Genomic DNA, 23,528 nt, shown 5'->3' with positions numbered 1-23,528 from the left:
GCCCGCCCAACCCAGCAGCGTGCGCACTGGTAGCCAAGGTGTAAGAAAAGTGACTGTGAGCGATGACGTGGCCGAGGTTGTCAGCAGGCTGATCCGGTTCGACACCACCAACACCGGCGACCCGGCGACCACCAAGGGCGAGGCCGAATGCGCGCAGTGGATTGCGGAGCAGCTTAGGGACGTCGGCTACCAGCCCGAATACGTCGAATCCGGTGCGCCCGGCCGCGGCAATGTGTTCGCTCGCCTGCCCGGGGCGGACCGGTCCCGAGGTGCCCTGCTGATTCATGGGCACCTCGACGTGGTGCCGGCCGAAGCGGCCGAATGGAGCGTCCACCCGTTCTCCGGAGCAATCGAAGACGGCTATGTCTGGGGCCGCGGCGCGGTCGACATGAAGGACATGGTCGGCATGATGATCGTGGTCGCCAGGCACCTGAAGCGGACCGGCACCGTGCCGCCGCGCGACTTGGTGTTCGGGTTCATCGCCGACGAGGAGCACGGCGGCACCTACGGAGCCCAATGGCTGGTCAATAATCGGCCCGATTTGTTCGAGGGCATCACCGAGGCGATCGGCGAAGTCGGAGGCTTCTCTCTGACGGTGCCTCGCCCCGACGGCGGCGAGCGCCGGCTCTACCTGATCGAGACGGCCGAAAAAGGCATTCAGTGGATGCGACTGACCGCCCGCGGCCGGCCCGGACACGGCTCGATGGTGCACGACCACAATGCCGTCACGGTATTGGCCGAGGCGGTGGCCCGGCTGGGCCGCCACCAGTTTCCGCTCGTGCTGACCGACACCGTTGTGCAGTTTCTGGCGGCCATCAGTGAGGAGACCGGCCTCGCCTTCGACGCCGAGTCGCCCGATCTGGAAGGGGCGGTCGAGAAACTCGGCCCGATGGCCCGCATGCTCAAGGCCATCCTGCGCGACACCGCAAACCCGACAATGCTCAAGGCCGGATACAAGGCCAACGTGGTCCCGGCCACGGCCGAAGCCATCGTGGACTGCCGCGTGTTGCCCGGTCGGCAGGCGGCGTTTCAGGCCGAGGTGGATGAGTTGCTCGGCCCAGACGTCACCCGGGAGTGGATCAGGGATTTGCCGTCGTATGAAACGACCTTCGACGGCGATCTCGTCGATGCCATGAATGCTGCGGTGCTGGCAGTCGATCCCGACGGCCGAACGGTGCCCTACATGTTGTCTGGTGGCACCGACGCTAAGGCCTTCGCGCGCTTGGGTATTCGTTGCTTCGGCTTCAGTCCGCTGCGGCTGCCGCCGGAACTGGATTTCTCATCGTTGTTCCATGGCATCGACGAGCGGGTACCCATCGATGCGCTGAGGTTCGGCACCGACGTGCTGACACACTTGCTGACAAACTGCTAACCGAACGCTAGACCCGACCGAAGCCGATCACACGAGAGGACCCAGGATGATCTCGCCGCCCGACCCGTACGACGCGCTGCCCAAACTGCCACGTTTCAACTTGAGCTCGAACTCGATCACCGATGGGCAGCCGCTGGCCACACCGCAAGTCAGCGGAATCATGGGGGCCGGCGGAGAGGACGTCAGCCCCCAGCTGAGCTGGTCGGGCTTCCCCGAGGAAACCCGCAGCTTCGCGGTCACCGCCTACGATCCGGACGCGCCGACCCTGTCCGGGTTCTGGCACTGGGCGGTGGCAAACCTGCCCGCCAACGTCACCGAGTTGCCAGACGGTGTGGGCGACGGCAGTGACCTGCCCGGCGACGCGCTGACGCTGCTGAACGACGCTGGCATGCGCCGTTACATCGGTGCTGCGCCGCCTCCGGGCCACGGCGTGCACCGCTACTACGTCGCGGTGCACGCGGTTAAGGTCGAAAAGATCGACCTAAGCGAGGACGCCAGCCCGGCCTACCTGGGATTCAACCTGTTCCAGCAGGCCATCGCGCGGGCCTACATCCACGGCACCTACGAACAGACGTAGACCGTCCCGCCGTCGGCTCCGAATCAACGTTGTGAACCCACGCGCGTGTGTGTTGGTGCTGCCGGGCGGCAAGATACGTAGCAACGAGCCATCGCGGCGGTGGCAGTTGGCCAACGTCCGCATGCTGTTCGTCGCCCGCGCATTGCGGCGCAGGCTGGGGCCCGATGTCGAGGTTCGACGGGTCCAGTACCGGCTGCGCGGATGGAACAGCCCACGGCGGGATCCGGTGCAAGACGCCAAGGCGGTGCTCGACGATATCCAGGACAGCGGGAACGCCAAAACGGTTGTGTTGGTTGGTCATTCGATGGGCGGGCGGGTTGCGGCGTACTTGTCCGCCCAGAATGACATTGGCGCTGTGGTGGCGCTGGCGCCATGGTGGGAGGGCGATAAGGCCGACCTGATCCCGCTAGGCACGCGGTTGCTGGTCGTGCACGGCACCGCCGACACCCGCACCAACCCGCGCGACTCGCGGGCCCAGACGTTGCGGGCTCGCCAGCGTGGGCTGGCCGCGCAGTGGGTGGGCATCGAGGGCGTCGGCCACCACATGGTGCGACGGTGGCGGGAATGGCACCGTCTCATAACCGATTTCGTCGCCGACTATCTGACTTCTGCCGAAACTCCGGGACGGTGAGGGTCGCCGGATCTCAGCCGCTCGGAGTGAGCGCGTACTGAATGGTCCACATTTTGCATACCTCAGTAGCAGCAGAAGCCTGGGTGTTTATCGTCTTTGTGCAACCGACGGCATCGGGACGGCCAGCCCGGTGGCCTGGGTGACTTAGCCCGGCGGCCGCTGCGCCTTGCGGGTCGCCGAGCCGACCGCCTCGTGCAGCGACGTGAACCCGCCGTCATGCAGGCGACGGGCTATCCCGTCGTGAATGTGCTTGGGCCACAAGCCCCCGCCGTAAATCCAGCCGGTATAGCCTTGCAGCAACGACGCGCCCGCGGTGATCCGCTCCCACGCGTCGTCGGCGGTTTCGATGCCGCCCACGCTGATCAGCACCAGCCGATCGCCGACCCGGCCGTAGAGTCGGCGCAGCACCTCGACAGCGCGGCGCGCCACCGGCGGACCCGAGATGCCGCCGTTGCCAAGCCTTTCGACTCCGGGTGTGGCCAAATCGTCACGCGACACCGTGGTGTTGGTTGCCACGATGCCGGCCAGGCCGAGTTCGACTGCCAAGTCGGCGATGTCGTCGACATCGGAGTCGGAGAGGTCGGGCGCGATCTTCACCAGCACCGGTGTCGAGGTCCGTGACACCTCCGCTGAGACGGCGGACAGGATGGGCCGCAGCGACTCGATCGCCTGCAGGTCCCGCAGTCCCGGCGTGTTCGGCGAGCTGACATTGACCACCAGGTACGACGCCAGCGGGCCGAGCAACCGAGCGCTGGCCCGGTAGTCGTCGACGGCGTCGGCAGCGGCGGTCTTCTTCGTCTTGCCGATGTTCACCCCAATCGGTACCTCGGGGCGGTGTCGCGCGAGCCGCATCGCCAGCGCGCCCGCGCCGTAGTTGTTGAACCCCATGCGGTTCAGCAGGGCGCGGTCGTCGGGCAACCGGAACATCCGCGGCGCGGAGTTGCCGGGCTGCGGGTGCGCGGTGACCGTCCCGATCTCGGCGTATCCGAAACCCAGCGCGCCCCAGGTGAGCAGCCCCGTGCCGTCCTTGTCGAACCCGGCGGCCAGCCCCAGCGGTCCGGGGAAACGCACCCCGAACACCGTGCTGGCGAGTATCGGATCCGTGGGGCCCAGCAGTCGGTGCAGCAATCGGCGCAGCGGCGCAATCGCGGTGACGCCGCGCAGCATCGCGAAGACCAGCGTGTGAATGCGCTCCGGCGGCACCAAGAACAGCAGCCGCCGCATCAGGCCGTAGATCATAGTTCCGGCTGGTCTAACCGTTGGTTCTCCAGACGAGACTTCTTGCGACGCAACAGGACTCGCCTGCTGCCGTCGGTATAGAGCCGCACCCGCGTCAGCTCCCAGCCGCGGTATTCGGCCTCGATGGACAGCCTCGTGGATGCGCTCAGGCGGGTTACCTCCGGCGGCAGGCGCAACGGCGCCCACTCGTATTCGTCGGACATCTCGGTGTCCCAACCGGCGGGTAGCCGGCTCCGCGCGGGTCGGCTTGTCAACGCGAGCCCGCCGCGTGCTCGATGACTTGCACACCAGCACCCGACCCCGACACCACGTACAAGGTGTCCGACGCTTCGTCAAAGGCCAGCGAGTTGGGTTGCTGCACGGTTGGGTAACGCACCTTCTCGACGGGAATTCCAGTCGTCAGATCGTAACCAATGACAATGTTCGACGCGGTTTGGGATACCCAGGCCAGTTTGCGCGACCCGGCCAGCCCGTACGGGGCCTGCCGCACCGGGTAGGCCTGCCGCAAAATCAGCGGGTCAACGCCGTAGACCAGCAGTTGACCGCCGCGGGTGTCGGCGACCAACACCCGGCCCAGCGAATCGGCGGCCAGCGTGGTTGCGCCTTCACCGGCCCGCAGCGCCTGTTCGACACGGCCGTCGGCGCCAATGGTCGTGACCGACGTCTGGCCGCGATCCAGCACGACCGTCGTATCCCCTTGTGTGACAAGGCCATCGACGCGGGCGAAGATTTTTTTGCGGTTGGTCACCGACCCGTCACCGCCAACCGTGTAAACCGCGCCGTCGGCGCTGCCCAACACCAGTTTCCCGTCGGCGCGGCGGGCGATCGCGGTGAAATCGGTGGTCTCCGCGCCGCCGACATTCACCCGTGTCGCACGGCCGGCGGACAGATCGACCATGAAGTAGCCGCCGCGCGCGGCGAGGTAGGCGGTGCCGCGGCCGTCGCTGGTGAGCGCGGTCGCGGGCCCGGGCAGGCCGATGGCGGCCGGCGATACCCTCGCCGCGACGAAAACGCTGATACTGGCCGGTGCCGCCGGGTCGGCGCCGGGGCACAGCACCACCAGTTGGCGAGTGCCGCCGTCGACTACCGCGGCCATTGGGTGACCGCCCAGCGGTGCGATCATGCCCGCCGGATTTTGCGACACCTGCGGAGACTCGGCGGCGTGCGCCGGCGGGATCGTGGGTGGTGAACCATTCAAAGGATTCGACGAACACGCGGTCGCCACCAGCAAAGTCGACAGAACGGCCAGGACGCACTGAGCTGCCCGTTTAGGTTGCAATGGCAAAGGCTTGTCCTCGACTTTAGAACACGTGTTTCGAATTCTATGTAACTTCATGGGCGCAAGTTGAATCCATAACGTCATGTCGCGCACAACAACTCGTTTCCACGAGGTATCTTGGCGACATGACCGTCGCTGCTGACCGGCATCTCGCAGACAAGGAGTTTGCTGTCGAGGACATGACAGCAGGAGTTTTCGCCAGCGGTTACGGACAAGTCGGTGATGGACGCAGTTTCTCTTTCCACATCGAGCACCGCTCGCTCGTCGTCGAAATTTACCGGCCGCGCCTGGCCGGCCCGGTTCCGCAGGCTGAAGACGTGGTCGCCAGGGCGGTCCGCAGCCTGGTCGAGATCGACGTGACCGACGAGCGCAGCCTGGCCGCCGCCGTGCGCGACTCCGTCGCCCATGCTGTGGCGGTGTCGCGCTAGCCGCACCAGGTACGGTCGTCGTCGTGACTGCGGTTTCGGCGATGTCCTGGTGGCAAGTCATCGTGTTATCCGTGGTACAGGGGCTGACCGAATTTCTGCCGGTGTCATCCTCGGGGCACTTGGCGATCGTGTCCGGGATCTTCTTCGCCGACGATGCCGGGGCCTCGTTCACCGCGGTCAGCCAGCTCGGCACCGAGGCCGCGGTGCTCGTCTACTTCGCGCGAGACATCGTGCGCATCCTCAAGGCCTGGTTTAACGGATTGGTGGTCAAGTCGCACCGTAACGCCGACTACCGGCTCGGCTGGTACGTCATCATCGGCACCATCCCAATCTGCATCCTGGGCCTGTTCTTCAAAGAGGCGATCCGCTCGGGCGTGCGCAACTTGTGGGTGGTGGCCACCGCGCTGGTGGCGTTCTCGGCGGTGATCGCGCTGGCCGAATACCTCGGTCGACAGACCCGCCGGATCGACGAGCTGAACTGGCGCGATGCCGTCGTCGTCGGCGTTGCTCAATGCCTGGCGCTGGTCCCCGGCGTCTCACGCTCCGGATCCACCATCAGCGCCGGTCTGTTTCTCGGTCTCGACCGCGAATTGGCCGCCCGCTTCGGCTTTCTGCTGGCCATTCCGGCGGTGTTCGCATCCGGTCTGTTCTCGTTGCCGGATGCCTTCCATCCGGTCACCAAGGGCATGAGCGCCACCGGTCCGCAGCTGCTGGTGTCCACGTTGATCGCGTTCGTCATCGGCCTGGCCGCAGTGGCCTGGCTGCTGCGATTTCTGGTGCAGCACAACATGTATTGGTTCGTCGGCTACCGGGTGCTGGCCGGGACGGCCGTGCTGATCCTGCTGGCGAGCGGGACGGTGGCCGCGACATGACCGTGATCCTGTTGCGGCACGGGCGGTCCACCTCGAACACCGCCGGTGTCCTGGCCGGCCGGTCCGAGGGCGTCGATCTTGACGACAAGGGCCGTGACCAGGCCGCGGGGCTGATCGATCGGATCGGTGACCTGGCCATCCGGGCGGTCGTGTCCTCACCGATGCTGCGGTGCCGGCGCACGGTCGAACCGCTGGCCACGGCGCTGTGTCTCGAACCGGTTATCGACGAGCGGATCGCCGAAGTGGACTACGGGGAATGGACCGGCCGCAAAATGGGCGAGCTGGCCAAGGAGCCGTTGTGGCGGGTGGTTCAGGCTCATCCCAGCGCGGCGGTGTTCCCCGGCGGCGAGGGGTTGGCGCAGGTCCAGGCCCGCGCCGTGGCCGCCGTCCGCGAATACGACCGACGGCTCGCCCTGGAATATGGCGGGGACGCGCTGTGGCTGGCGTGTAGCCACGGCGACGTCATCAAGGCGGTGATCGCCGACGCGTACGGCATGCACCTGGACAGCTTCCAGCGCGTCAACGCCGACCCCGCGTCGATCAGCGTCATCCACTACACCCAGCTGCGGCCATTCGTGCTGCACGTCAACCACACCGGTGCGCGGCTTTCCGCCGGACTGCGCGCCGCGCCCAAGCCACCGGGGGAGCCTCACGCGGATTCCCCGGACGAACAGGAAAAGCCGCAGCAGGAGCCGGGTGGCCCGGTGCCATCCGGGGACGCAATCGTAGGCGGAACCACCGACTAATGGGCCAAACGAATCGCGTTGCAACGGCCACTGCCGGTATTTTGGGAGGTGCCATGGCGCGCGCAATTCACGTTTTCCGCACACCCGACCGTTTCGTTGCCGGGACCATTGGCCAGCCCGGAAATCGGACCTTCTACATCCAGGCCGCGCACGACGCCCGGGTGGTGTCGGTGGTCCTGGAAAAGCAGCAGGTCGCGGTTCTCGCCGAACGGATCGGCGCGCTGCTGCTCGAGGTAAACCGCAGGTTCGGCACTCCGGTGCCTCCGGAGCCCACCGAGATCGATGACCTCAGTCCGCTGATCATGCCCGTCGACGCGGAGTTTCGAGTCGGAACCATGGGCCTGGGTTGGGATTCCGAGGCTCAGACTGTGGTGGTCGAATTGCTGGCCGTCACCGATGCCGAGTTCGACGCGTCGGTGGTGCTCGACGACACCGAGGACGGTCCCGACGCGGTGCGGGTGTTCCTGACGCCGGAGTCGGCCCGGCAGTTCGCAACTCGCTCCAACCGCGTCATCTCGGCGGGACGTCCGCCGTGCCCGCTCTGCGACGAACCGTTGGACCCGGAGGGCCACATCTGCGCGCGCACCAACGGCTACAAGCGCAGCGCGCTGCTCGGGCCTGACGATGACCCCGAAGAGTGACGAACGGGAGGCGTTGCTGCACGGCGAGCTGACGGTCCTGGGACGCATCCGCTCGGCCAGCAACGCCACCTTTCTGTGCGAGTCGACGCTTGGCGAGTCCAGCGTGCACTGCGTCTACAAGCCGGTCGCAGGGGAGGCGCCATTGTGGGACTTTCCCGACGGCACCCTTGCCGGCCGCGAACTCGCCGCGTATCTCGTGTCGACGCAACTGGGTTGGAACATCGTGCCCTACACGATCATTCGTCACGGGCCGGCGGGTCCGGGCATGCTGCAGCTGTGGATCCAGCAGCCCGGTGACGCGGTAGATTCGGCTCCCGCGCCCTCGCCCGACTTGGTCGACCTGTTTCCCGCCAACACTCATGAGCCGGGTTATCTGCCGGTGCTACGGGCCTACGACTACGCGGGCGACGAGGTCATCCTGATGCACGCCGACGACATCCGGTTGTGGCGCATGGCGGTGTTCGACGTGCTGATCAACAACGCCGACCGCAAGGGCGGCCACGTCCTGCGCGACCTCGAGGGGCACATCTACGGCGTCGACCACGGCGTGAGCCTGCACGTCGAGAACAAACTGCGGACGGTGTTGTGGGGCTGGGCGGGCAAGTCGATCGACGAGAAAACCCTGAAGGCGGTCGGCGGGCTTGCCGATGCGCTGAACGGCACACTTGCCGATACGCTGGCCGAGCAGATCACCCGATCAGAAATTGCTGCGCTGCGCCGGCGCGCGTGCACACTGCTCGACAACCCGGTCATGCCCGGACCGAACCGGCACCGCGCCATACCCTGGCCGGCGTTTTAGGGCAGGCGCGTTCGGTGATACTGAATCGGTGACCCCGGCCCCCGGAAATCTTGCGGATGAGATGACCGACGCGGCATTGGCTGCCGATCTCGCCGCGGATGCGGGGGAGTTGCTGCTCAAGGTGCGCGAAGAGGTCGGCTTCGGCCATCCCTGGGCGCTCGGCGACGCGGGTGACAGCCTGGCCAACGCGCTATTGCTGCGACGGCTGCGGGCCGAGCGTCCCGGGGACGCGGTGCTCAGCGAGGAGGCTCACGACGATTTGGTGCGGCTGACGTCCGACCGGGTGTGGATCATCGACCCGTTGGACGGCACCCGCGAGTTCTCCACCCGCGGGCGCGACGACTGGGCGGTGCACATCGCGCTGTGGCAACGTCCGACCGGCGACGCTAGCGACTCCGAGATCACCGACGCCGCGGTGGCGCTGCCGGCCCGCGGGAACGTCGTGTACCGCAGTGACACCGTCGCCGACGGCATCACGCCCGTCGGCGTTCCCAGCACCATCCGGATCGCCGTCAGCGCCACCCGGCCGCCGGCGATCTTGCACCGCATCCGGCAGACCGTGTCGATCCAACCCGTGGCGATCGGTTCGGCCGGCGCTAAGGCGATGGCCGTCGTCGACGGCGAAGTCGACGCCTACCTGCATGCCGGCGGCCAGTGGGAGTGGGACTCGGCGGCACCGGCCGGGGTGATCATGGCTGCCGGCATGCACGCGTCCCGGCTGGACGGGTCGCCGCTGCGGTACAACCAGCTCGACCCATACCTGCCCGACTTCGTGATGTGTCGCGCTGAGGTGGCACCGATCCTGCTCGGTGCGATCCGCCAGGAGTGGGGTTGAGCCGTCGTGTCTGGCGGCTTGCGGGGCCACTCGCGTCGCAGTGGTCACAACTGCCACATCAGCCTCTGAAAAGACGGCATACACCGATAAGTCCGCCTTTCAGCGACATCTTTTTGTCGCGCTTAGGTGGACACGACGACGACCACTTCCCAGCGCCGCTCCGCGGTTGGGCGGTTCCCCCAGCGCCGCCTCCATCGTCACCGGGCTTAAAGTCGAAGACATGCAGTCATGGTCCTCCGCACAGGTCCCGGTGGTTCCGGGACGCGGCCCGGAGCTACGGCTGTATGACACATCCGACCGCCAGGTGCGCCCGGTCGCGCCCGCGGCCAGAGCCACCATGTACGTCTGCGGTATCACGCCCTACGACGCCACCCATCTCGGTCACGCCGCCACCTACCTGGCGTTCGACCTGATCCACCGAATATGGCTGGACCTCGGCCATCAGGTGCACTATGTGCAAAACGTCACCGACATCGATGACCCGTTGTTCGAGCGCGCCATTCGCGACGGCGTCGATTGGCGTGACCTCGCCGACCGCGAGGTCACCCTTTTTCGGGACGACATGGCGGCACTGCGAATATTGCCGCCACACGAGTATGTGGGCGCAACCGAAGCGATCGCCGAAATGGTCGAGCTCGTCGAGAAGATGCTGGCCTCCGGAGCGGCCTACTTCATCGACGGCGAGTACCCGGACATCTACTTCCGGGCCGACGCCACACCTCAATTCGGCTACGAGTCGGGCTATGACCGCGACACCATGCTTCAGCTCTACGAGGAGCGCGGCGGAGATCCCCAACGCCCCGGCAAAACCGACCAGCTCGACGCATTGCTCTGGCGGGCGCAGCGGTCGGGGGAGCCCAGCTGGCCGGCCCCCTTCGGTGCCGGCCGGCCGGGCTGGCACGTCGAATGCGCCGCGATCGCCCTCGGCCGCATCGGCAGTGGTCTGGACATTCAGGGTGGGGGCAGCGACCTGATCTTTCCGCATCATGAGTTCACCGCCGCACACGCCGAATGTGTTAGGGGGGTAAGACGTTTCGCACGGCACTACGTACACGCGGGGATGATCGGCTGGGACGGACACAAGATGTCCAAGAGCCGCGGCAACCTGGTGCTGGTGTCGAAGTTGCGCGCGCAAGGCGTTGAGCCGCAGGCCATTCGGCTGGGTCTGCTGGCCGGTCACTATCGGGCCGACCGCCTTTGGAGTGACCAGGTGCTCCAAGACGCCGCCGTCCGGCTGCAGCGCTGGCGCGCCGCGACAACCCTTCCCGCCGGGCCGGACGCCACCGACGTCATTGCCCGGTTGCGCCAATATCTGGCCGACGACCTAGACACGCCCAAAGCGATTGCCGCACTTGACGGTTGGACCACAGACGCACTGGAGTACGGGGGCCACGACGCGGCCGCGCCGAAATTGGTGGCAAGCGCAGTCGACGCCCTGCTCGGCGTGGACCTGTAGTCGAGTCAGCGCCCGAACCCCGGCCGACGCCGGCGCAGATAACGCTCGAACTCGGCGGCCAGCGCGTCGCCGTCGATCTTGCCCAAGGTCTCGTTCAGATCGACCTCGGCGTCGCCGCGCTGCTCGAGGGTTTGCACGTATTCGGCCAGGTCGTCGTCGTCATCGGTCATCTCGCTGACCGCGTGCTCCCACTCCTCGGCCTGTGCAGGCAGATCGGCCAGCGGAACCTCGATGTCGAGCACGTCTTCGACGCGGCGCAGCAGCGCGACCGTCGCCTTCGGGTTTGGCGGATGTGACACGTAGTGCGGCACTGCCGCCCAGAACGTCACCGCCGGGATTCCGGCCGCCACGCAGGCGTCCTGGAAAACGCCGGCGATCCCGGTCGGCCCCTCGTAGCGCGTTTCCTCCAGCCCGAATCGGTGCGCCGACTCCGAGGAGTACGCCGCACCCGAGACCGGCACCGGACGCGTATGTGGCGTGTCGGCCAGCAGCGCGCCCAGAATCACGACGGTGTCGACGTTGAGCTTGTCGGCGATGGCCAGCAACTCGGCACAGAAGGTGCGCCAGCGCATGTTGGGTTCCACGCCGTGCATCAACACGACGTCGCGGTCGCTGCCGGGCGGGCGACAGTGCGAGATCCGCATCGCAGGCCACACCAGCTCCCGGGTGACCCCGTCGACCTGGCGGATGACCGGGCGGTTCACCTGATAGTCGTAGTAGGCCTCGTCGTCGATCTCCACCAGCGGATCGGCTTCCCAGATGGCATCCAGGTGCTCCAGCGCGTCGCTGGCCGCGTCGCCGGCGTCGTTCCAGCCCTCGAACGCCGCCACGACGACGGTGTTGTGCAGTTCGGGCAGTGCCGACAGGCCATCCGAGCCGCCATTCTGGAGGGTCACAGAATCAGGGTACGGCCTGGCCGGAGAAGCGATACCTCCTGTCAGAGACCTGTGACACACTGATTCATTTGCATAGACCCACTATCCTTGTGGGGTGACTGCCGCGAACGAACACGACTACGACGCCGCGCGATGGGCATCGCGATCGCCGAGCGGCTCGGGTCGAGCTGGGCGTCCAGACGTCGGGTGACGACGTAGACTTTTCTTGTCGAGAGGCGTTGCAACGGTTATTTGGGGGCCGGACTTCCCTGGTATCCGCCACGCTCGGCAGAGTCAAGGACGCCTTCCACTACGGAAGGAACGTACGTGAACGCCGTTGACTCGGATATCTTCGAGCCGAACATCCGCCCTGACTGCACCGACGAACTGGCAGCGGCGCTGCGCCAGCGGATCATGGTGATCGACGGCGCGATGGGGACGGCGATTCAGCGGGACCGGCCGGACGAGGCCGGCTACCGCGGCGACCGGTTCACCGAGTGGCCGACCGCTCTTCAGGGCAATAACGACCTGCTCAACCTGACGCAGCCGCAGATCATCGAGGGGATCCACCGCGAGTACCTCGAGGCGGGCGCCGACATCCTGGAGACCAACACGTTCAACTCGAACGCGATCTCGCTTTCCGACTACGACATGGCGGACCTGAGCTACGAGCTGAACCACGCCGGCGCTGCCCTGGCCCGCGAGGCCGCCGACGAGTTCAGCACACCGGAGAAGCCCCGCTACGTGGCCGGTGCAATCGGGCCGACGACGCGGACCGCGTCGATCTCGCCGGACGTCAACGACCCCGGAGCACGCAACGTCTCCTACGACCAGTTGGTCGCCGCCTACCTGGAAGCCGCCAACGGCCTGGTCGACGGCGGTGCCGACCTCCTCATCATCGAGACGATCTTCGATTCGCTGAACGCCAAGGCGGCGGTGTTCGCCGTCGAGACGCTGTTCGAGGACCGCGGGCGCCGCTGGCCGGTCATCATCTCGGGCACCATCACCGATGCCTCCGGCCGGACGTTGTCCGGTCAGGTCACCGAAGCATTCTGGAACGCCATCAGGCACGCGAAACCGATCGCGGTGGGCCTCAACTGCGCCCTGGGCGCGCCGGAGATGAGGCCCTACATCGCCGAGATGGCGCGGATCGCGGACACCTTCGTCTCCTGCTACCCGAATGCCGGCCTGCCCAACGCCTTTGGCGAGTACGACGAGTCCCCGGAGCGTCAGGCCGGCTACATCGCCGACTTCGCCGAGGCCGGCCTGGTCAACATCGTCGGTGGTTGCTGCGGAACCGCGCCGCCGCACATCGCCGAGATCGCCAAGGTCGTCGAGGGCTTGAGACCGAGGAAAGTGCCGCACATTTCCGTGGCCACCCGGCTCTCGGGCCTGGAGCCGCTCAACATCACCGACGACTCCCTGTTCGTGAACATTGGTGAGCGCACCAACATCACCGGCTCCGCCCGGTTCCGCAACCTGATCAAGGCCGAGGACTACGACACCGCGCTGTCGGTCGCCCTGCAGCAGGTCGAGGTCGGTGCGCAGGTCATCGACATCAACATGGACGAGGGCATGATCGACGGCGTCGCCGCGATGGACCGGTTCACCAAGCTGATCGCGGCCGAGCCGGACATCAGCCGCGTCCCGGTGATGATCGACTCCTCCAAGTGGGAGGTCATCGAGGCGGGCCTGAAGAACGTGCAGGGCAAGCCGATCGTCAACTCGATCTCCATGAAGGAGGGCGAGGAGAAGTTCATCCGCGAGGCACGGCTATGCCGCAAGTACGGCGCCGCCGTCGTCGTGATGGCCTTCGACGAGCAGGGTCAGGCCGACAACCTGGAGCGCCGCAAGGAGATCTGCGGGCGCGCCTACCGGATCCTGACCGACGAGGTCGGCTTCCCGCCCGAGGACATCATCTTCGACCCGAACTGCTTCGCGCTGGCGACCGGCATCGAGGAGCACGCGACCTACGGGATCGACTTCATCGAGGCTTGCGCCTGGATCAAAGAGAACTTGCCGGGAGTGCACATCTCCGGCGGCATCTCCAACGTGTCGTTCTCGTTCCGGGGCAACAACCCCGTCCGCGAGGCGATCCACGCAGTGTTCCTTTTCCACGCCATCAAGGCCGGCCTGGACATGGGCATCGTCAACGCCGGCGCGCTGGTGCCCTACGACTCGATCGACCCCGAGCTGCGGGACCGCATAGAGGACGTCGTCCTGAACCGTCGCGAGGACGCGGCCGAACGGCTCCTGGAGATCGCCGAACGGTTCAACAAATCGGAGAAGTCGGAGGACCCGACAGAAGCCGAGTGGCGCAGCCTCCCGGTCCGGGAGCGGATCACGCACGCCCTGGTCAAAGGGATCGACGCCCACGTCGATGCCGACACCGAGGAATTGCGGGCCGAGATCGCCGCCGCGGGTGGTCGCCCGATCGAGGTGATCGAGGGCCCGCTGATGGACGGCATGAACGTCGTCGGTGACCTCTTCGGCTCCGGCAAGATGTTCCTGCCGCAGGTCGTGAAGTCGGCCCGGGTGATGAAGAAGGCCGTTGCCTATCTGCTGCCGTTCATCGAGGCGGAAAAACAACCGGGTGATGCCGAGTCCACCAACGGGATCATCGTGATGGCGACCGTCAAAGGCGATGTCCACGACATCGGCAAGAACATCGTCGGGGTCGTCCTGCAGTGCAACAACTACTCGGTGATCGACCTCGGTGTGATGGTGCCCGCCCAGAAGATCCTGGACGCGGCGAAGGAGCACAACGCCGACATCATCGGGCTGTCCGGCCTGATCACCCCGTCCCTGGACGAGATGGCTAACTTCGCCGTCGAGATGGAACGCGAGGGGCTCAAGATTCCGCTGCTGATCGGCGGCGCGACCACCTCGCGCGCCCACACGGCCGTGAAGATATCGCCGCGGCGTAGCGGTCCGGTGGTCTGGGTCAAGGACGCGTCCCGCTCGGTGCCGGTCGCTGCGGCGCTGCTCGACGACAAGCAGCGTCCAGCCCTACTGGAGGCCACCGAGAAGGACTACGCATCGCTGCGCGAACGGCACGCTCAGAAAAACGAGCGGCCGATGCTGACGCTGGAGAAGGCCCGCGCGAACCGGACGCCGATCGAGTGGGACGGCTACACGCCGCCGGTGCCCGCCCAGGGCCTCGGCGTACGGGAGTTTCATGACTACGAGCTTGCCGAGTTGCGCGAGTTCATCGACTGGCAGCCGTTTTTCAACGCCTGGGAGATGAAGGGCCGCTTCCCCGACATCCTCAACAACCCGGCCTCGGGGGAGGCTGCCCGCAAGCTGTACGACGATGCCCAGGAGATGCTCGACACGCTGATCAAGGAGAAGTGGCTGACTGCCAACGGCGTGATCGGGTTCTTCCCGGCCAACGCCGTCGGTGACGACATCGAGGTCTACACCGACGAGACCCGTACCGAGGTGCTCACCACGTTGCACAACCTGCGCCAGCAGGGCGCGCACCGGGAGGGCATCCCAAACCGGTCGTTAAGTGACTACATCGCCCCCAAAGATACGGGTCACCGGGACTACGTCGGCGCTTTCGCCGTCACCGCGGGGCTCGGCAGCCAGGAAAAGATCGCGGAGTTCAAGGCAGCCCTCGACGACTACAGCGCGATCCTGCTGGAGTCGATCGCCGACCGGCTGGCGGAGGCTTTCGCCGAACGGATGCACCAACGGGTCCGCAAGGAGTTCTGGGGATTCCAGCCCGACGAGCACTTGGACAACGAGGCGCTCATCGCCGAGAAGTACCAGGGAATCCGCCCGGCCCCCGGCTACCCGGCCTGCCCGGAGCACACCGAGAAGGCGACGCTATGGGAGTTGATGGACGTCCACGAACGGACCGGCATCGAACTGACCGAGTCGATGGCGATGTGGCCCGGCGCCGCCGTCAGCGGCTGGTATTTCTCGCACCCGCAGTCGCAGTATTTCGTGGTCGGCCGGATGGCCCAGGACCAGGTCGCCGACTACGCGAGGCGCAAGGGCTGGACCCTGAAGGAAGGTGAGCGCTGGCTCAGCTCCAACCTCGCGTACAACCCGGAGGACTGAGTCCTACATCAGCGAACCTTCGGTCTCTTTCCTGTACGCGCGCGAATCTCATGTCTCCGTCTACGCGCGGCCCAGACCCTGCAGATACGCCGCGCCCGCAGCGCGCGACTCGGGATCGCGCAACGCCGTAACCAGCGAATCGGCGTCGTTCCACGCCCGCACCGTGCCGACCATCTGATCGGTCACCGCATTGGTATGCCGCTTGGTGGCGGTCAGTGTCAACGCCGACTTGCCGGCCAGCTGCCCGACCAGCTCGTCGACCGCCGCGGTCAGATCGGCGGCGGGAACCACCCGGTTCAGAAACCCCGCCGCTAGGGCTTCGCCGGCGCCGAAGGGCCGGCAGGTCATCACGAGTTCCTTGGTCCGCGCCGGACCGATTTCGCGCACCAGCCGCGGGATTCCGCCCCAGGCAAGCGGGATCCCCAAGTCGACTTCGGGGATGGAAAAGCGGGTATCGTCGGCGGCGATGCGCAAGTCGCAGGCTGCGGCCAACACGACTCCGCCTCCGACGCAGTGGCCGTGGATGCCGGCGACGGTCACCGCATTCATTGCCTCGATCGCGTCGGCCATCCGTCGTCCGGCGTCGGCCGCATCTCGTGCCGCGGCGGCGGAGGTTTCGGCCGCCGCGAACGAGGCCAGGTCCGCGCCGGCGCTGAAGGCCCGGCCTTTCCCGGTCACCACGACAACTTTCACATCCTTCAGCGTGTCGAAATACCGTGCGGCCGCGACTAATTCCTCCAGGGTCGTGGTGCTGAGCGGGTTCAGCTTGGCCGGCCGGTTCAGCGTGATATCGCCTCGGACGCCGTCGACGTTGACCTCGATCTCGAAGAACTGCATGCCTCAAGCTAAACCCGTGTGACTTTGCCCGTCGAGCCGTGAAACAATCGCTGGCCGTGAAGACCTTCGAGGATCTGTTCGCCGAACTCGGCGAGCGTGCCCGCACCCGGCCGGCCGGCAGCGCCACCGTCGCGGCACTGGACGCCGGGATACATGCGCTGGGCAAGAAGATTCTCGAAGAGGCCGGCGAGGTGTGGCTGGCTGCCGAACACGAACCCGACGACGCCCTGGCCGAGGAGATCAGTCAGTTGCTGTACTGGACGCAGGTGCTGATGATCTCGCGCGGCCTGTCCCTCGAAGACATCTATCGGAAGCTGTGAACATGCTGAACATGCTGAGGGTAGCGGTCCCAAACAAAGGCGCGCTGAGCGAGCCGGCCACCGAGATTTTGTCCGAGGCCGGTTACCGCCGTCGCACCGATCCCAAAGACCTGACCGTCATCGACCCCGTCAACCAGGTCGAGTTCTTCTTCTTGCGGCCCAAAGACATTGCCATCTATGTGGGTTCGGGAGAGCTCGACTTCGGCATCACCGGGCGGGACCTGGTCAACGATTCCGATGCGCCGGTTCGGGAACGCCTTGCGTTAGGCTTCGGGTCTTCCAGCTTCCGTTACGCGGCGCCGGCTGGCCGGGACTGGACGACGGCCGATCTGGCCGGGAAGCGGATCGCCACCTCGTATCCGAATCTGGTCCGAAATGACCTGGCCGCCAAGGGTATTGACGCAACTGTGATCAGGCTCGATGGGGCCGTGGAGATTTCGGTGCAGCTTGGGGTCGCCGACGCGATCGCCGACGTGGTGGGGTCCGGTCGCACTCTGAGCCTGCACGATCTGGTGGCCTTCGGTGAGCCACTGTGTGATTCGGAGGCAGTGCTGATCGAGCGCGCTCCAAACACTCACGCGGGCCACCTTCACGAAACCGCCGCGCATGACCAACTGGTGGCCCGGATACAGGGTGTGGTGTTCGGTCAGCAGTACCTGATGCTCGATTACGACTGTCCGCGTTCGGTGCTGGACAAGGCCACGTCGATCACGCCGGGCCTGGAGTCGCCGACGATCGCGCCGCTGGCAGAGCCGGATTGGGTCGCGGTCCGTGCGCTGGTACCTCGTCGGGATGTCAACGGCATCATGGACGAACTCGCGGCCATCGGGGCCAAGGCAATTCTGGCTTCCGACATCAGGTTCTGCCGATTCTGATCGCCGGGCAGATGCCCGGAACCGGTGACTGTGTTAGCGTCCCGGCTAGCCGCTGATTGCGCGTAGAACCCAGGAGGGTCGCCGTGACACATCACTTGCTCGTCCTGCTGATGGCTTTGCTGATCGGGGTAGTCGCCGGGTTGCGTTCGTTGACGGCTCCCGCGGTGGTGGCCTGGGCCGTCTTTCTCACCTGGTTCAACATGCAGGGCACCTGGGCGGCGTGGGTGGGCAACATCATCACGGTCATCGTTTTGAGCGTTCTTGCGGTGGCAGAACTCGTCAACGACAAACTTCCCAAGACACCGTCCCGTACGGCGCCGCCGGTATTCGCCGTCCGGATCATTTTGGGCGCGTTCGCCGGCGCGCTGATCGGCACCGCGTGGGGCTTTAAGTGGGGCGGGCTCGGCGCCGGCGTGATCGGCGCTGTGCTCGGCACTGTGGGCGGATACTACGCACGCAGTCGTCTGGTTGCCGCGACCGGCGGGAAAGACTTGCCGATTGCCCTGCTCGAGGACGTGGTGGCAGTCGGAGGTGGCTTCGCAATCGCCTACGCGGCCGCATACGCGGTCGGTCAATCGTGAGCAACGCCTCCTCGGAGGCAGAGCGTTTCGACGCGATCGTCGTCGGTGCCGGGCAGGCGGGGCCGCCGCTGGCGGGCCGGCTTACGGCCGCAGGGCAGCGGATCGCGGTCGTGGAGCGCAAACACGTCGGCGGCACCTGCGTGAACACCGGATGTATCCCGACCAAGACGTTGGTGGCCAGTGCGCACGCAGCACAACTTGCCCGTCGCGGTGCGGAATACGGTGTGGCGACCGGAACGATCAGCGTGGACATGGCGAAAGTCAAGGCGCGCAAAGACGGCATCATGCTCAAGGACCGCGAGGGCGTCGAGGCGTGGCTGGACGGCATGGACGGTTGCACGGTCTTTCGCGGTCACGCGCGGTTTGAGGATCCGCACACGCTGCGTGTCGATGACCAACTCCTGCAAGCTGACCGGATTTTCCTCAACGTCGGCGGTCGTGCGGTGGTGCCGGACATCCCCGGGCTCTCCGATGTCGAATACCTGACCAATGTGTCGATCCTCGAACTCGACACGCTGCCAGAACATCTCGTCATCGTGGGCGGCAGCTACATCGGGCTGGAGTTCGCGCAGATGTACCGCCGTTTCGGGGCTCGGGTAACGGTCGTGGAGCGCGGTCCGCGGCTGGCGTCGCGCGAGGACGAGGATGTCTCGGCCACCATCCGGGAAATCCTGGAGGCCGAAGGTATCGACACTGTCGTCGGCGCCAGCGACCTGCGGATCCAGAAGCGGGACAAGGGGTTTGAGCTGAGTCCTCGGGACGGAGCCACGCCCATTGCGGGCAGTCATCTGCTGCTGGCGGTGGGACGGCGACCCAACACCGACGACCTGGGTTTGGAGGCTGCCGGCGTGCAGACCGACCCACGCGGCCACATCGTGGTCGACGACCAACTCAAGACCAACGTGGACCACATCTGGGCGCTGGGCGACTGCAACGGCAAGGGCGCCTTCACCCATACCTCCTACAACGACTTCGAGATCGTGGCGGCCAACCTGCTCGACAACGACCCTCGGCGGGTGAGCGACCGCATCACAACCTATGCGCTCTACATCGACCCGCCGCTGGGGCGGGCCGGCATGACCGTCGAGCAGGTGCGGGCGTCGGGCCGCAAAGCCCTGGTCGGCAAGCGGCCAATGACCAGGGTCGGCAGAGCGGTGGAAAAGGGTGAGACGCAAGGCTTTATGCAAGTGGTCGTCGACGCCGAGTCGCACCAGATCCTGGGCGCGGCCATCTTCGGCGTCGGCGGCGACGAGGCGATTCACGCGATCCTGGACGTGATGTCGGCCAAGGCGCCCTACACCACGCTGTCGCGGACAATGCATATCCATCCCACCGTCAGCGAGCTGGTTCCCACGATGCTGCAGGAGATGTCACCGCTCGACTAACGGGTTTTCATCGCCGCTGGACCAGGAGCGTCTGCGCCGAAGTCCCGATGAACCCTGTTTTGTCGAAAACCTCGGCGGTGGTCACCCCCACGCCGTCCGGCCCTATCGACGCTCGGGCGCGCAGCGCGAAGTCGTTGCCGGCGGGCAGTCGATGCAGATGCACGACGGTGTCAGTGTTCATGAAGACGAACTGATCCGGGTCAAGAATCATGCCGACACCGTTGGCGCAGTCCACGATTACGGCGAGCCGCTGCAGCGGCGTCGTCTCCTCGGTGTCGACGATGTAGGCAAGCGTGCTGAACCAGGACACCGCGGGAGAGCCTTCGTCGGCACGCTGCGGACGCCAGTTGATCGCGTCGAAATAGCCGCCGGTGCCGGCGAAATAGGCCGGACGCGGTTGTGCCGTTCCCTCGGCCAGCGGGGGGTATCGGTCCGACGCCACGTCGGCGGTGTCGGAGACGGCCAGTAACCATGCGGTCACCCGCGCCACGGTACGGGGAGGCCCGACCGCGCGATCGGCTTGTAACTCGGCCATCATCATGGTCACCCGTGAACCCGGACGTTCCACCCAGGCCCGGGCCCGCACCCTCGCCACCGGGATCGCGCCGAGGATGTCCAGGCTGAGTCTGCCGATTCGCAGGCCGGATCCCGCCGCAAGCTCTTCGATCAGTTTGGTTAGCAGCGCCAATGGGGGTGAGCCGTGCTGAATTTCGGGTCCCCAGTTGCTGCGGGTGTAGTCGGTCGCGGAGAACGTCTGATACTCACCGGCACCGGGCAGGCGACGGTAATAGCAACCGATCATGCCGCCGGCTGCGTCGTCCGATCCGGCCAGCCGGGGTAGGGCGGCGGTGTGCCACCGAACACCGGGCAGTGCTGCTGATGCGGACACCAGTCGCACAGCCGCGACGGGTGCGGACGGAAGTCGCCTGTCGCACCGGCGGTTTGGATCGCGCGCCAGATCGCCATCAGGGTCTTCTCGAAGCGCAACAGCTCGTCACGGTCCGGTGAGTAGTCGAGCAGCTGGCCGTCGGCCAGGTAGATGAGCCGTAGCCGCGCCGGCAGCACACCGCGTGATCGGTATAAGGCCAAGGCGTAGAACTTCATTTGGAACATCGCCTTGAACTCGGCCAGTGCCCGCGCTGCCGGCGGCGCTTTCCCGGTCTTGTAGTCGACCACCCGCAGCTCGCCGGTGGCCGCGACGTCGACCCGGTCGATGAAACCGCGCAGCAGCGTGCCGTCGGCGAGTTCAACCTCCACGCGCTGCTCGCAGCTTTCCGGGTCGAATCGGGTCGGGTCTTCCAGCCGGTAATAGCCGGAAAGCAGCGCGCGGGCCTCGTCGAGAAGTTGGGCGCGCTGTTCGGGATCCAGCTCCTCGGCCAAGTCTGGCTTCTTGGCGATCATCTGGTCCCAGGCCGGAGCCACCAGCGAGGTCGCCGTGTCGGGGCCGCGCTCCACCGCGGGCAGGCCGTAGAGCTGCTCCAAGGCGACGTGCACCACCGACCCCCGCAACTGGGCCGTCGACGGCGCCTCGGGCAACCGATCGATCGCACGGAACCGGTACAGCAGCGGGCACTGTTTGAAGTCGGCGGCTCGGGACGGCGACAACGCGGGCCTTGGGGCCGGCTCCGGCCGTTCCTCCGGCTGGTCGGTCATCGCCTCCGTCATGTGCGAAGCCTAGGACTGGACACCGACAGCCCCCAAGCACCGGCTTCGGCGAGTCGGCTGGCACGCTAGACGGGTGTCCGCAACCGGTCCGTTCACCGTCGGCGAGCGCGTACAGCTCACCGACGCGAAGGGCCGCCACTACACGATGTCGCTGACTCCGGGCAGCGAGTTTCACACCCATCGCGGCTCGATCGCCCACGACGCGGTGATCGGGCTGGAGCAGGGCAGCGTCGTCAAATCCAGCAACGGCGCGCTGTTTCTGGTGCTGCGCCCGCTGCTGGTCGACTACGTGATGTCGATGCCGCGCGGGCCGCAGGTGATCTACCCGAAGGACGCCGCTCAGATCGTGCACGAGGGCGACATCTTCCCTGGCGCACGGGTGCTGGAGGCCGGAGCCGGATCCGGTGCGCTGGCCCTGTCCCTGCTGCGGGCGGTCGGGCCGCGGGGGCAGGTGATCTCCTATGAGAAGCGCGCCGATCACGCCGAACACGCCCGTCGCAATGTCACCAATTTTTACGGTCAGGCGCCCGGCAACTGGCAGCTGACGATCGGCGACGTCGCCCACTCCGAATTGCCCGACGCCTCCTTCGACCGCGCCGTGCTGGACATGCTGGCGCCGTGGGAGGTGCTCGACTCGGTGTCGCGACTGGTGATCCCCGGCGGCGTGCTGGTGATCTACGTCGCTACCGTCACCCAGCTGTCTACGGCCGTGGAGGCGCTGCGGGCTCAGCAGCGATGGACGGAGCCGCGGGCGTGGGAGACGCTGCAGCGGGGCTGGAACGTGGTGGGTCTGGCCGTCCGGCCGCAGCATTCGATGCGCGGGCACACCGCGTTCCTGGTGACAGCGCGCCGGCTGGCACCCGGTGTCGTCGCGCCGGCGCCGTTGGGCCGCAAGCGCGAGGGACGCGACGGATGACGCTGTAGGTGAGCTGAGTCAGTCGTCGCTGCGCTGCAAACCCCGCCGGACCGACAGCAACTCGAACTCGGGATGCGCGGCCACCAGGCGTTCGGCGGCGTCCAGGACATCCACGGCATGGCTGCGGTCGCCGGACACCAGGGCCACCCCGATGCCGGCCCGTCGGTGCAGATCATGCGAGCCGGTTTCGGCGGCCGACACGCTGAACTTGCGCTGCAGCTCTGCGACGACGGGACGGATCACCGAGCGCTTCTGCTTGAGCGATCGCACATCGCCCAGCAGCACATCGAACTCGAGCCAGCCGATCCACATGCCGCGCGGTCAGCCGGTCGGCGAGGGCGAGGGCGAGGGAGAGGCAGAGGGAGAGGGAGAGGGAGAGGGAGTCGAGTTGTTCAGGGACAGCAACATTTCCGCGGTTTTCCGGGATAACTGCCAGCCGCCCTCGTAGGGCGTGAACTCCATCGGGAAGGTGAACACCCGGTTGTTCGGATGCGCGGTGTTGACGGTGATCGTTGCCGCCACATTGGACGGATTCTTGTCCGACCATGCGACGTCCCTTGCCGCGAACGTCATGGGCAGGTAGCCGCCGTCGCGCAATGCATTGGTGAACTTGTCCAGGGTCGCCGCACTGTCCTCCGTAGCGCCTTCGACCAGGCCCACTTTGCTGCTGCCCGGAACGTTCGGGTCGGCCAGCCTGGTCAGCACATCGACGAGAGCTTCGGGCGCGGGCAGGGGCGCGGTCTGGGGAGACGCGGCGGGGCTCAGCGTAGCCGGCGCAGGCGACGCGCCGGCCGGCGACGAGGCCTTGGACCCCCCGTGCGAACAACCCGAGAGGGCGATCGCCGCCACGATCGTGGCGGCGCCGAGGGCTGCGACGAAATGGCGGCGACGCATGCAGGCCGACGCGCTAACCAAGGGGTGCAAGCAAAGTCACATCGGCGCGGATAACGGTGGCCGATGCGCCTGTGGCGAGGGACTTTATCGTCACGGCTGTCCTTTCAATCGGCCAGATTCGTGGCTGAGATTACCAGCGTGACCTTATTTGTAACTTTTCCTGCGGGCGACAGGGGGTATTTGACTACACACATGAACCGGCGATGGCCGGTAGCGTTGAAGTAACCGCGGACCATT

The 23,528-nt window shown here is 66.4% G+C and carries 25 protein-coding genes; 16 read left to right on the top strand and 9 right to left on the bottom strand.

Going from position 1 to position 23,528, the window contains the following annotated elements; all coding sequences use genetic code 11:
* The first annotated feature begins 49 nt into the window (after positions 1 to 49).
* Genes AC5Y21_RS17965 through AC5Y21_RS17955 form a run of 3 tightly spaced genes read left to right on the top strand, consistent with a single transcriptional unit; the run spans position 50 to position 2,580 of the window.
* Positions 50 to 1,372, top strand: a complete 1,323-nt coding sequence (locus AC5Y21_RS17965; RefSeq protein WP_499914232.1) for a M20/M25/M40 family metallo-hydrolase — start codon at positions 50 to 52, stop codon at positions 1,370 to 1,372.
* Positions 1,373 to 1,418: 46 nt separating this feature from the next.
* Positions 1,419 to 1,949: a YbhB/YbcL family Raf kinase inhibitor-like protein gene (locus tag AC5Y21_RS17960; protein ID WP_499914231.1), complete on the top strand. Its 531-nt coding sequence runs from the start codon at positions 1,419 to 1,421 to the stop codon at positions 1,947 to 1,949.
* A 31-nt stretch (positions 1,950 to 1,980) separates the two neighbouring features.
* Positions 1,981 to 2,580: an alpha/beta hydrolase gene (locus AC5Y21_RS17955; protein ID WP_499914229.1), complete on the top strand. Its 600-nt coding sequence runs from the start codon at positions 1,981 to 1,983 to the stop codon at positions 2,578 to 2,580.
* 144 nt (positions 2,581 to 2,724) lie between these two features.
* Here AC5Y21_RS17955 and AC5Y21_RS17950 read toward each other — a convergent pair whose 3' ends face one another.
* The 3 genes from AC5Y21_RS17950 to AC5Y21_RS17940 are packed head-to-tail and all read right to left on the bottom strand — an operon-like array spanning position 2,725 to position 5,059.
* Positions 2,725 to 3,816: a quinone-dependent dihydroorotate dehydrogenase gene (locus tag AC5Y21_RS17950; RefSeq protein ID WP_499914287.1), complete on the bottom strand. Its 1,092-nt coding sequence runs from the start codon at positions 3,814 to 3,816 to the stop codon at positions 2,725 to 2,727.
* Complete coding sequence (locus AC5Y21_RS17945) at positions 3,816 to 4,022, bottom strand: DUF5703 family protein (RefSeq protein WP_499914227.1); 207 nt, start codon at positions 4,020 to 4,022, stop codon at positions 3,816 to 3,818. The genes AC5Y21_RS17950 and AC5Y21_RS17945 overlap by 1 nt, the downstream gene beginning before the upstream one ends.
* Before the next feature lie 47 nt (positions 4,023 to 4,069).
* A complete protein-coding gene (locus tag AC5Y21_RS17940; RefSeq protein WP_499914285.1) occupies positions 4,070 to 5,059 on the bottom strand; it encodes a YncE family protein in 990 nt (329 codons plus the stop codon).
* 164 nt (positions 5,060 to 5,223) lie between these two features.
* Here AC5Y21_RS17940 and AC5Y21_RS17935 point away from each other — a divergent pair, with 164 nt between their 5' ends.
* The 7 genes from AC5Y21_RS17935 to mshC all read left to right on the top strand — a co-directional run bounded on the left by AC5Y21_RS17935 (position 5,224) and on the right by mshC (position 10,875).
* On the top strand, positions 5,224 to 5,526 hold the full coding sequence (locus tag AC5Y21_RS17935) for a hypothetical protein (protein ID WP_499914225.1): 303 nt from the start codon (positions 5,224 to 5,226) through the stop codon (positions 5,524 to 5,526).
* Positions 5,527 to 5,567: 41 nt separating this feature from the next.
* Complete coding sequence (locus AC5Y21_RS17930; protein ID WP_499914284.1) at positions 5,568 to 6,398, top strand: undecaprenyl-diphosphate phosphatase; 831 nt, start codon at positions 5,568 to 5,570, stop codon at positions 6,396 to 6,398.
* Positions 6,395 to 7,144 (top strand): histidine phosphatase family protein, encoded by a 750-nt coding sequence (locus tag AC5Y21_RS17925; protein ID WP_499914223.1) that lies wholly within the window; start codon positions 6,395 to 6,397, stop codon positions 7,142 to 7,144. The genes AC5Y21_RS17930 and AC5Y21_RS17925 overlap by 4 nt, the downstream gene beginning before the upstream one ends.
* A gap of 53 nt (positions 7,145 to 7,197) precedes the next feature.
* Positions 7,198 to 7,785 (top strand): DUF3090 domain-containing protein, encoded by a 588-nt coding sequence (locus AC5Y21_RS17920; protein ID WP_499914221.1) that lies wholly within the window; start codon positions 7,198 to 7,200, stop codon positions 7,783 to 7,785.
* The gene (locus AC5Y21_RS17915) at positions 7,769 to 8,584 is read left to right on the top strand and encodes an SCO1664 family protein (RefSeq protein ID WP_499914219.1); all 816 of its coding nucleotides are present in this window, start codon (positions 7,769 to 7,771) and stop codon (positions 8,582 to 8,584) included. The genes AC5Y21_RS17920 and AC5Y21_RS17915 overlap by 17 nt, the downstream gene beginning before the upstream one ends.
* Positions 8,585 to 8,645: 61 nt before the next feature.
* Positions 8,646 to 9,419 (top strand): 3'(2'),5'-bisphosphate nucleotidase CysQ, encoded by a 774-nt coding sequence (locus AC5Y21_RS17910; protein WP_499914282.1) that lies wholly within the window; start codon positions 8,646 to 8,648, stop codon positions 9,417 to 9,419.
* 220 nt (positions 9,420 to 9,639) lie between these two features.
* Entirely contained in the window at positions 9,640 to 10,875 is a 1,236-nt protein-coding gene (gene mshC, locus AC5Y21_RS17905; RefSeq protein WP_499914217.1) for a cysteine--1-D-myo-inosityl 2-amino-2-deoxy-alpha-D-glucopyranoside ligase, read from the top strand.
* Between the two features lie 5 nt (positions 10,876 to 10,880).
* On the opposite strand, the gene AC5Y21_RS17900 is transcribed toward mshC, so the two are convergent.
* The gene (locus AC5Y21_RS17900; protein WP_499914215.1) at positions 10,881 to 11,771 is read right to left on the bottom strand and encodes a PAC2 family protein; all 891 of its coding nucleotides are present in this window, start codon (positions 11,769 to 11,771) and stop codon (positions 10,881 to 10,883) included.
* Positions 11,772 to 12,077: 306 nt separating this feature from the next.
* Here AC5Y21_RS17900 and metH point away from each other — a divergent pair, with 306 nt between their 5' ends.
* Complete coding sequence (gene metH / locus AC5Y21_RS17895) at positions 12,078 to 15,818, top strand: methionine synthase (RefSeq protein WP_499914213.1); 3,741 nt, start codon at positions 12,078 to 12,080, stop codon at positions 15,816 to 15,818.
* 60 nt (positions 15,819 to 15,878) lie between these two features.
* Here the strand turns inward: metH and AC5Y21_RS17890 are convergent, their stop codons facing one another.
* Positions 15,879 to 16,655, bottom strand: a complete 777-nt coding sequence (locus AC5Y21_RS17890; protein WP_499914211.1) for an enoyl-CoA hydratase/isomerase family protein — start codon at positions 16,653 to 16,655, stop codon at positions 15,879 to 15,881.
* A gap of 38 nt (positions 16,656 to 16,693) precedes the next feature.
* Between AC5Y21_RS17890 and AC5Y21_RS17885 the strand changes: the two genes are divergently transcribed.
* From AC5Y21_RS17885 to AC5Y21_RS17870, 4 genes are all read left to right on the top strand, one after another.
* Positions 16,694 to 16,975: a phosphoribosyl-ATP diphosphatase gene (locus AC5Y21_RS17885; RefSeq protein WP_499914209.1), complete on the top strand. Its 282-nt coding sequence runs from the start codon at positions 16,694 to 16,696 to the stop codon at positions 16,973 to 16,975.
* An 11-nt stretch (positions 16,976 to 16,986) separates the two neighbouring features.
* Positions 16,987 to 17,850, top strand: a complete 864-nt coding sequence (gene hisG, locus AC5Y21_RS17880) for an ATP phosphoribosyltransferase (protein ID WP_499914280.1) — start codon at positions 16,987 to 16,989, stop codon at positions 17,848 to 17,850.
* A 110-nt stretch (positions 17,851 to 17,960) separates the two neighbouring features.
* Positions 17,961 to 18,431 carry a glycine zipper 2TM domain-containing protein gene (locus tag AC5Y21_RS17875; RefSeq protein ID WP_499914278.1) on the top strand — a complete coding sequence of 157 codons (471 nt, stop codon included), beginning with the start codon at positions 17,961 to 17,963 and terminating at the stop codon, positions 18,429 to 18,431.
* Positions 18,428 to 19,816 (top strand): FAD-containing oxidoreductase, encoded by a 1,389-nt coding sequence (locus AC5Y21_RS17870; protein ID WP_499914208.1) that lies wholly within the window; start codon positions 18,428 to 18,430, stop codon positions 19,814 to 19,816. Before AC5Y21_RS17875 ends, AC5Y21_RS17870 begins: the two co-directional genes overlap by 4 nt.
* Positions 19,817 to 19,823: 7 nt before the next feature.
* Here AC5Y21_RS17870 and AC5Y21_RS17865 read toward each other — a convergent pair whose 3' ends face one another.
* Together AC5Y21_RS17865 and AC5Y21_RS17860 are read right to left on the bottom strand one after the other, a co-directional pair.
* A complete protein-coding gene (locus AC5Y21_RS17865; protein ID WP_499914276.1) occupies positions 19,824 to 20,618 on the bottom strand; it encodes a thioesterase family protein in 795 nt (264 codons plus the stop codon).
* Positions 20,615 to 21,469 carry a RecB family exonuclease gene (locus tag AC5Y21_RS17860; protein ID WP_499914274.1) on the bottom strand — a complete coding sequence of 285 codons (855 nt, stop codon included), beginning with the start codon at positions 21,467 to 21,469 and terminating at the stop codon, positions 20,615 to 20,617. The genes AC5Y21_RS17865 and AC5Y21_RS17860 overlap by 4 nt, the downstream gene beginning before the upstream one ends.
* A gap of 85 nt (positions 21,470 to 21,554) precedes the next feature.
* Here AC5Y21_RS17860 and trmI point away from each other — a divergent pair, with 85 nt between their 5' ends.
* Positions 21,555 to 22,397 (top strand): tRNA (adenine(58)-N(1))-methyltransferase TrmI, encoded by an 843-nt coding sequence (trmI, locus tag AC5Y21_RS17855; RefSeq protein WP_499914206.1) that lies wholly within the window; start codon positions 21,555 to 21,557, stop codon positions 22,395 to 22,397.
* A gap of 18 nt (positions 22,398 to 22,415) precedes the next feature.
* On the opposite strand, the gene AC5Y21_RS17850 is transcribed toward trmI, so the two are convergent.
* Positions 22,416 to 22,709: a DUF503 domain-containing protein gene (locus AC5Y21_RS17850; protein WP_499914204.1), complete on the bottom strand. Its 294-nt coding sequence runs from the start codon at positions 22,707 to 22,709 to the stop codon at positions 22,416 to 22,418.
* 9 nt (positions 22,710 to 22,718) lie between these two features.
* A complete protein-coding gene (lppK, locus tag AC5Y21_RS17845; RefSeq protein ID WP_499914272.1) occupies positions 22,719 to 23,291 on the bottom strand; it encodes a lipoprotein LppK in 573 nt (190 codons plus the stop codon).
* Positions 23,292 to 23,528: the final 237 nt, after the last annotated feature.

This window comes from Mycobacterium sp. NGS41 (assembly GCF_059812725.1).
The sequence above is the reverse complement of the archived record's forward strand: the minus strand, read 5'-3'. Positions and strand labels throughout refer to the sequence as shown.

Bases quoted from the DNA above. Each gene is read 5' to 3' on its own strand.
- AC5Y21_RS17960 (WP_499914231.1), top strand. From the start codon at position 1,419: ATGATCTCGCCGCCCGACCCGTACGACGCGCTGCCCAAACTGCCACGT.
- AC5Y21_RS17945 (WP_499914227.1), bottom strand. From the start codon at position 4,022: ATGTCCGACGAATACGAGTGGGCGCCGTTGCGCCTGCCGCCGGAGGTA.
- AC5Y21_RS17935 (WP_499914225.1), top strand. From the start codon at position 5,224: ATGACCGTCGCTGCTGACCGGCATCTCGCAGACAAGGAGTTTGCTGTC.
- AC5Y21_RS17930 (WP_499914284.1), top strand. From the start codon at position 5,568: ATGTCCTGGTGGCAAGTCATCGTGTTATCCGTGGTACAGGGGCTGACC.
- AC5Y21_RS17925 (WP_499914223.1), top strand. From the start codon at position 6,395: ATGACCGTGATCCTGTTGCGGCACGGGCGGTCCACCTCGAACACCGCC.
- AC5Y21_RS17920 (WP_499914221.1), top strand. From the start codon at position 7,198: ATGGCGCGCGCAATTCACGTTTTCCGCACACCCGACCGTTTCGTTGCC.
- AC5Y21_RS17915 (WP_499914219.1), top strand. From the start codon at position 7,769: ATGACCCCGAAGAGTGACGAACGGGAGGCGTTGCTGCACGGCGAGCTG.
- AC5Y21_RS17910 (WP_499914282.1), top strand. From the start codon at position 8,646: ATGACCGACGCGGCATTGGCTGCCGATCTCGCCGCGGATGCGGGGGAG.
- mshC (WP_499914217.1), top strand. From the start codon at position 9,640: ATGCAGTCATGGTCCTCCGCACAGGTCCCGGTGGTTCCGGGACGCGGC.
- AC5Y21_RS17890 (WP_499914211.1), bottom strand. From the start codon at position 16,655: ATGCAGTTCTTCGAGATCGAGGTCAACGTCGACGGCGTCCGAGGCGAT.
- hisG (WP_499914280.1), top strand. From the start codon at position 16,987: ATGCTGAGGGTAGCGGTCCCAAACAAAGGCGCGCTGAGCGAGCCGGCC.
- AC5Y21_RS17875 (WP_499914278.1), top strand. From the start codon at position 17,961: ATGGCTTTGCTGATCGGGGTAGTCGCCGGGTTGCGTTCGTTGACGGCT.
- AC5Y21_RS17865 (WP_499914276.1), bottom strand. From the start codon at position 20,618: ATGATCGGTTGCTATTACCGTCGCCTGCCCGGTGCCGGTGAGTATCAG.
- AC5Y21_RS17860 (WP_499914274.1), bottom strand. From the start codon at position 21,469: ATGACCGACCAGCCGGAGGAACGGCCGGAGCCGGCCCCAAGGCCCGCG.
- AC5Y21_RS17850 (WP_499914204.1), bottom strand. From the start codon at position 22,709: ATGTGGATCGGCTGGCTCGAGTTCGATGTGCTGCTGGGCGATGTGCGA.
- lppK (WP_499914272.1), bottom strand. From the start codon at position 23,291: ATGCGTCGCCGCCATTTCGTCGCAGCCCTCGGCGCCGCCACGATCGTG.